This window comes from Sodalinema sp., from assembly GCF_046483825.1.
Taxonomy (GTDB): domain Bacteria; phylum Cyanobacteriota; class Cyanobacteriia; order Cyanobacteriales; family Geitlerinemataceae; genus Sodalinema.
Genome location: NZ_JAWOCL010000041.1, coordinates 1 through 7,045, shown reverse-complemented (window position 1 = coordinate 7,045; position 7,045 = coordinate 1). Strand labels below are relative to the sequence as shown.

At 47.4% G+C, this 7,045-nt stretch carries 6 protein-coding genes and 1 pseudogene; 6 read left to right on the top strand and 1 reads right to left on the bottom strand.

Annotation, left to right across the window (positions count from 1 at the left end):
- Positions 1-500, bottom strand: a pseudogene (locus tag R6U67_RS02595) (RNA-guided endonuclease TnpB family protein); the annotation flags it as partial.
- Positions 501-696: 196 nt separating this feature from the next.
- Between R6U67_RS02595 and R6U67_RS02590 the strand changes: the two are divergent.
- The 6 genes from R6U67_RS02590 to hemN all read left to right on the top strand — a co-directional run.
- Positions 697-1,605 carry an ATP adenylyltransferase family protein gene (locus R6U67_RS02590; RefSeq protein WP_410251105.1) on the top strand — a complete coding sequence of 303 codons (909 nt, stop codon included), beginning with the start codon at positions 697-699 and terminating at the stop codon, positions 1,603-1,605.
- Positions 1,606-1,952: 347 nt separating this feature from the next.
- A complete protein-coding gene (locus R6U67_RS02585; RefSeq protein WP_410251104.1) occupies positions 1,953-2,930 on the top strand; it encodes an Npun_R2821/Npun_R2822 family protein in 978 nt (325 codons plus the stop codon).
- Between the two features lie 137 nt (positions 2,931-3,067).
- Positions 3,068-4,096, top strand: a complete 1,029-nt coding sequence (locus R6U67_RS02580) for an Npun_R2821/Npun_R2822 family protein (RefSeq protein ID WP_410251103.1) — start codon at positions 3,068-3,070, stop codon at positions 4,094-4,096.
- 141 nt (positions 4,097-4,237) lie between these two features.
- Complete coding sequence (locus R6U67_RS02575) at positions 4,238-4,603, top strand: DUF4359 domain-containing protein (protein ID WP_410251102.1); 366 nt, start codon at positions 4,238-4,240, stop codon at positions 4,601-4,603.
- Positions 4,604-4,796: 193 nt separating this feature from the next.
- Positions 4,797-5,528 carry a heme oxygenase (biliverdin-producing) gene (locus tag R6U67_RS02570; protein ID WP_410251101.1) on the top strand — a complete coding sequence of 244 codons (732 nt, stop codon included), beginning with the start codon at positions 4,797-4,799 and terminating at the stop codon, positions 5,526-5,528.
- A 141-nt stretch (positions 5,529-5,669) separates the two neighbouring features.
- Positions 5,670-7,045, top strand: a 1,376-nt coding sequence (gene hemN, locus R6U67_RS02565) for an oxygen-independent coproporphyrinogen III oxidase (RefSeq protein ID WP_410251100.1), incomplete at its 3' end; no start/stop codon positions are given.

The window sequence follows — 7,045 nt, the reverse complement described above, 5'->3', positions numbered from 1 at the left end:
GAACGTAGTATCCATCAGCGCGACGGACCACTCTCATCCGCTTAATCTGCTTTAACTGATAGAAATGCAAGTCACGAGTCCCCCACATTTTGAAAGGTCCCGCCTGGAATCCGGGGCGTGAAGGTAATCGTCCTTCTCTCCTCTGACAGCTTCCAACCTGAGGTTTTGTACTCGACTGAATCGCGAGTCTTGTGCTTCTTGAATTTAGGAAACCCTTTTTTACCGGGAATGTTTTTCTTGCAGTTCTCGTAGAAGCGAGCTATAGCTGACCAGGCTCGTTCTGCCGAGGCTTGACGAGCCATTGAGTTCAGCTGTTTTGCCCAAGGAAACTCTTTGGCAAGAACCGCACAATAGGCGCTTAGTTCATACCGTCCAACTCCCTTGTTGTCCATCCAGTATCTCAGGCAACTGTTACGAACAAACCGAGCCGTCCGAATGGCCTCGTCCAGCCGTTCGTATTGCTCTTTGCTTCCTTCTAGCTTGGCCTCAAATACCAGCATGACACCATTCAGTCATTTGAAGGAATTGTACCACATTGTACTACAGTAGTTGCCACGATTCATCTCAACGTTGAATCAAAGATTACAACGTGAGCCTTCTCGCGGATTAAGGTAACGATTTATCCCAAGCTGCGACGCGGATTGCGCCCCAGACTTCTGTACAATAAGGGCGATCGCACCCTGTTACGGTTGAGTTATGTCTGACGGAGAACGTCTGCTTCCCCCCAACACCCTCTGGACACGAACCCTCGAACAAACCCAGTTCGCACTCGATTGTGGTGCGCTCCAGCCGATTCCGACGGAATTTCAGTATTTGCAACAGGGAGAGATTCGCTTTCTGGTGCGAACTTTAGCCAATATCGATCGCAAGGCTAAAGCCAAAGCCGCAGAAACCCGTCAGACTCAAGAAACGGGGAAACCCTTTAACCCCTTCCTTCCCTACGATGAAAAACTCTTTGTGGCGGATCTGTCTGAGAGCCATCTCTGTCTGCTCAATAAGTTTAATGTGGTGGAGCATCACCTGCTGATGGTGACGCGGGAGTTTGAGCATCAGAACACTTGGCTAACGGTGGCGGATTTTGCGGCGTTACAGGTGGGATTGCGGGAAATCGACGGGTTAGGATTCTATAACGGCGGGACTGAGGCGGGTGCGAGTCAACCGCATAAGCATTTACAACTGGTTCCGCTTCCTTTGATGCCTGATGGCGATCGCTTGCCGATTGAGGCGGCGATCGCCCAGACTGAGTATGATGGGACAGGACTCAACAAAATCGGTCGATCGCCTTGGCTTCCTTTCACTCATGCGATCGCACCCATCTCCCCCAACAGCTCCGCCGCACAACTCCAGCAGCAGTATTATCGTCTCCTAACCGCCGTGGGGTTAATCGACGCAACTCCCCGCACAGAGCAACAAACGGGAGCCTATAACCTTCTGGCTACGCGAGATTGGTTGATGGTGGTTCCGCGATCGCAAGAAGGATTCGCCGGAATCTCTCTCAACGCCTTGGGATTCGCCGGCGCTTTACTGGTTCGCAATGATGCACAATTGCAACAGCTCAAAACCCTGCAACCTCTCAATCTCTTAGCCAACGTCGTTGCGGGATAATCCCCCAAGCGCGGTTGATTGGCGGCGGTGATGACACCCATCAGCGATCGGCTAAACCAGTAACAATTCACAGGAGAGAAACAACGGCGAAGCTTCGTTTTGGCCGTGTTTTTCATGATGGTCGCCGTTCTCTGGGATCGAGATCCTCCCATCCTTGAGCGTTGACTGTTGACAAACCATTTTTCCTGAGTTAGACCTGTTGGGTAGATCAACAACATGGTCGGCAGTCGGCAATCTCAGATGACTCCTGTTACGGTCTTCGCCTTTAGCTTGTCGGGTAGCTTGTCGGGTGACGGAGCTACCCATACCCGTTATCCGACTCTGACGCCTCAAGGGATATTAAAAAAATGAATGGAATTTGTAGTTTGGGTAACGATGTTGTCTTCGATCAACTGGTAGCGTTGCTCAATAGTATTGATGAGGTGTTAGGAGCGCAAACCCCAGTTTGTATCTATCCCTTTGATGATCGCACCGAACGAATTGCGGCTGAGATTGCTAAACGTCCCAATGTGACCTTATATGGCGATCGCCAATCGATTGAGCGCTGGGATCGCTTTATGCAAAATGCCGCTCCAGAACGCTTAAACAAAGAGAAATTTCGGCTCTATGGCGCTCATCGGCGCTTTTGTGCGTTTGATGGGCCATTTGATCGCTTTATTTATATGGATGCTGACACCTTAGCGATGAGTCCTTTGGATCATGTGTTCCAAAAGCTGGACGATCATGACTGGGTTGTCTATGATTTTCAATTTAAAAATGCCAGCAAAATCTATAATTTAGATGCCCCTAAATTATATGATATCTTCAGCCAGGAGCGTATTCAAACCGAGGTCTTTTGCTCCGGGTTTTTCGGTGCTAAGCGCGGTTTATTTGATGAACCCCTACGGGAGCAACTTCTAAACCACTTAAAATCGGGAGACTATCAATGTCTGTACCGGGGGGCTGGAGAACAACCGCTCTTAAATTATATGGTCATGCGATCGGGGATTTCGAGTTATAATTTTGCCAACCAACTTCCTACAGAGCAACGAACAGGATGTAGTGCGACCTCAAGACATTTTGAGGAGGAAAACCATATTTTATATGACAAGGGAAATCGACTCACTTATATCCATTATATCGGTGTGCAGCCCAGTACCATTGAGAAGGTTTGTCAAGGGGAAAACTTAGATTTCCCCTATCGCGACCTATTTCTCTACTACCGCTACCTTCATGAACCAGAACAGCGCCCAGTGTTCAAGGAACCACCCACCTCAACAAAAACCAGCTCGTCCCCGAATCTCGCTCAACGTTTGATGCGTAAACTCACCTCATTTCGCTCTTAGAATAATGATTAGCCAACTCACAAGTATTGATGGCTCATGACACTAAACTCTAAAGATGGCGATCGCCGTTGACAATAACCATCACGAGGGTCTCTCCGTTATCCTCATTTCCACTATCAATTACCTACCCAAAAACAATGAAAAGCGGTATTTATACATTTGCCAATGATGTTGTGTACGACCAACTCATTGCTTTGCTAAACAGTATCGAGGAAAATGCTGGCTCTGAAATCCCAGTCTGTATTATTCCCTATAATTCCCAAATCCAAAAAATTGAACAAGACATTAAGAACAGAAGCCATGTTTTCTTGTTTGACAATCAGGATTCCATCGACTTTTGGGAAGATTTCATGATTCAAGCCTGGACGGCCAATACAACCGCACAAAAATTCTGGAACGAACAGGGAAAGCCAGCGGTACGTCGAGTTAACTTTGTCAGGAAGCTTTGTAGCTTTGACGGGCCGTTTGATAAGTTTGTTTACATGGATGCAGATACGCTGCTCATGGACTCTATTGCTCGGGTTTATGACAAGCTAGATACCTATGATTGGGTGGTCAATGACTTTCAATATAAATCTGACTCTCATTATATTTTTAATCCTGAAAAACAAGATATTTTAGATGACATTATTGGGCTAGAAAAGGCAAAATCCCAGATTTTTTGTGCTGGCTGGTTTGCTTCCAAGAAAGATGTCTTTAATCGAGAACGGATGTCAGAGTTGTTGGGTTATTTAAACTCAGGAGATGCGGAAGTTCTTTCATTACGAGGCTCCGATCAACCCCTCTACAACTACTTAGTCTCTCGCAGCGGTATTTCCTTTTATAACTTTGCTTATAATAACCCAGAACAAGCAACGGGGAGTCATTGGTCGTCTAACTTTGACGTGATCGAAAACCGGTTATACGATAAAGGCCGACCCATCAATTACATTCATTTCATGAGCATTTCCAGCTCTAAGTTTCGCCTACTATGTCAAGGCGAGAATGTGAATATCCCCTATCAAGATGTATTTCTCCATTATCGCTACTTGAAATCCCCCTCAGACTGTCCAACCTTGAAAGATCCTAGTCCTTGGCTACAATTGAGGAGACAGTCGCAGCAGATCGTCGGCAAAATTGGAAACAAGCTCAAATTCAAACGGCGATCGAGTGAGTCCCGAGATTGAGGTTCGCCTCAACGGTTGGTTGGGTTGGGAGATGGCTGGCGCGATGAGCGAACTCTCTCGATCTGAGTTATCGTCAGCCAAGACCCGCTATAATTCTACTTTTGTAGTCTGGTTGGCTGTTGCGATCGCATCCTTATATCTATGAAAACGAGTCTTATTGGAATCGGCGTTGTTATTCTTGGCGCGGGAATTGCGCTAGGAGTCACCAACCCTAGCCGCGAAGACTATCAAGTCTATGCTGGAGAGATTCTAGCCACACATCTCAAAGAGGAGGTCTGTACCGACTTAGGGGGAGGTCAAGATCTCTGTCAGTCCTTCGTCGAAGATAGCCGTCCCCAACTACAACGAATCATCGATCGCAACACCAGCCGCGACAACTTCTTTATCTTCAGCATCTACCGCACTGAATTGGCGCTACCGATTCCCATTCCGGGAGTCCCCGAAATTCACGCGGAAACCGTTGGCGGCTTGACACAGTTCCACACCTACCAAATCGAAGAACGATAATTGCTATTGAGCAATCTAACGGTTTAAACTGGCAAGTTCTGGGTCGCCGTCTGGCTACCCCAGGACTCATCGGCTCTCGGGCGACTGATGACACCGCAGATTTCGGGCAAAATGTAAAGTTTTAAGAAGCGATCCTTGCAGACTGGATAAATCGCTATAAAGTGATTAAAGTTTAAACGCTTCTATATCATCTATGACTGTTCAATTAGCCAGCTTGCTGCGAGACGGGACAGGACAGGCTCACACCGCCGCCGAAAACACGGCCTATATGAAATGCTTTCTCAAGGGAGTTGTCCAGCGGGAGCCGTTCCGGAAACTCCTCGCTAATCTGTATTTTGTCTATCGAACCCTAGAAGAAGAACTCGAACGTCATCGCGACAACCCCGTCATTGCGGGGATACACTTCCGAGACTTAGAACGAACCCCCAGTCTCGAAGCCGATTTAGCCTTCTATTATGGCGACAACTGGCGTGAAGAGATTGAACCCCTCGCCGAAGGCGTCACCTATGTCAATCGCTTGAAAGAGGTTTCTGAGACTGAACCAGAACTCTTGGTGGCCCACGCCTATACCCGCTATATGGGGGATTTATCGGGGGGACAAAGCCTGAAAAATATTGTTCGTTCAGCCTTGGAACTTCCTGAGACTCAAGGAACTCGGTTACATGAGTTTGCGGCGTTCCCAACTCCCGAAAGTCGGCGCAATTTTAAAGTTCAGTACCGAGATGCGCTGAATGAACTTCCTGTGGATGAGGACTTGGCGCAGCGGATTGTCGAAGAAGCCAATTTAGCCTTCCAACTCAACCAGGATGTCATGCATGGATTGGAACCGGATGTGAAAGCGGCGGTTGGTGATCACATCTTTGATTTACTGACTCGCCAGGATAAGCCGGGAAGCACGGAAAAAGCTCATCCGGTTAGCACTTGATTAAGACGTTATCCTCTCGGATTTTCTGCGATCTCTCCTTACTCTCAGCTCCGGCGATCGCGACGAGTTCTCACTTGGGCGATCGCCGTTTTTTTTAACGCCAAATACGACAACATTTTATCCTGAATTGACTTGATTACTATGGAAGTTTCCACCCAGTCTGTTCGTTTTGACGCTCAACTTTTACAAAAACATAATCATCCCACCCCTCGCTATACCAGTTATCCCCCCGCCACAGAATTGAGCGAGGACTTTGATGAACAAGAGTTTTATCAGGCGATCGCTCGTGGAAATGCCAAAAAAACTCCCCTGTCGCTGTATTGTCACATCCCCTTTTGTGAGACAGCCTGCTACTTTTGCGGCTGCAATGTGATTGTGACGCAGCTTAAAAATAAAGTCGTCAATCCCTACCTGGATTATCTCTTTAAACACATCGAACAGACGGCACCTTTAATTGACGGCGATCGCCTCGTGCAACAAATGCACTGGGGTGGCGGAACCCCGAACTATCTCAATCCTGAACAAGTCGAACAGCTTTGGAACAAACTGCACGAGCATTTTAACTTCGCCGAAGATGCTGAAATCTCCATCGAAGTCAATCCCCGCTACATTGATCGCAACTACGTTCTTTTCTTACGACAACTCGGCTTCAACCGTATCAGCTTTGGGATTCAAGACTTCAATCCTAAAGTGCAAGAAGCCATCAACCGCGTTCAGCCAGAAGAACTCCTCTTTAATGTGATGGCCTGGATGCGAGAAGCCGATTTTGAGAGTGTCAACGTCGATCTGATTTACGGACTTCCCTATCAAACCTTAGCCAGCTTCCAGGAAACCATCAGCAAAACCATTAAACTGAATCCCGATCGCATTGCGGTGTTTAACTTCGCCTATGTTCCTTGGATGAAACCCATCCAAAAACGGATTCTAGAAGAAACCCTCCCCAGTTCCGAAGAAAAACTGGAAATCGTCCACATGACCATTGACGAATTGACCGCGAAAGGCTACGTCTTTATTGGCATGGATCACTTTGCCAAACCCGGGGATGAGTTGGCGATCGCCCAACGCAAAGGCGAACTTCACCGCAACTTCCAAGGATATACCACCAAACCCGACTCTGAACTCTTTGGTTTTGGGGTAACATCCATCAGTATGCTGCATGATGTCTATGTGCAGAATTACAAAGGCTTGAAAGACTTTTACCGAGCCGTTGATCAGCAAAACGCACCCATCGAGAAGCTCGTCAAACTCGGGGAACCGGACAATCTCTTGCGTCGAGACGTGATTATGGAATTGATGTGTCACTTCCGCCTCGATAAACGGGAGATTTCCCAAACCTATGGAATTGACTTTGATGAGTATTTCGCTCTCGATTTGCAGATGTTAAACGAGTTTGAAAACGATGGCTTAGTCATCAATGGCTGTGATATCCTGGAAGTGACCCCCAGTGGGCGTTTAATGGTTCGGAATATCGCTTACTGTTTTGATGCGTATAGCCGCGATCGTAAACAACAGCGGTT

Coding starts and splice junctions, on each gene's coding strand:
- R6U67_RS02590 (WP_410251105.1), top strand. CDS start 697: ATGTCTGACGGAGAACGTCTGCTTCCCCCCAACACCCTCTGGACACGA.
- R6U67_RS02585 (WP_410251104.1), top strand. CDS start 1,953: ATGAATGGAATTTGTAGTTTGGGTAACGATGTTGTCTTCGATCAACTG.
- R6U67_RS02580 (WP_410251103.1), top strand. CDS start 3,068: ATGAAAAGCGGTATTTATACATTTGCCAATGATGTTGTGTACGACCAA.
- R6U67_RS02575 (WP_410251102.1), top strand. CDS start 4,238: ATGAAAACGAGTCTTATTGGAATCGGCGTTGTTATTCTTGGCGCGGGA.
- R6U67_RS02570 (WP_410251101.1), top strand. CDS start 4,797: ATGACTGTTCAATTAGCCAGCTTGCTGCGAGACGGGACAGGACAGGCT.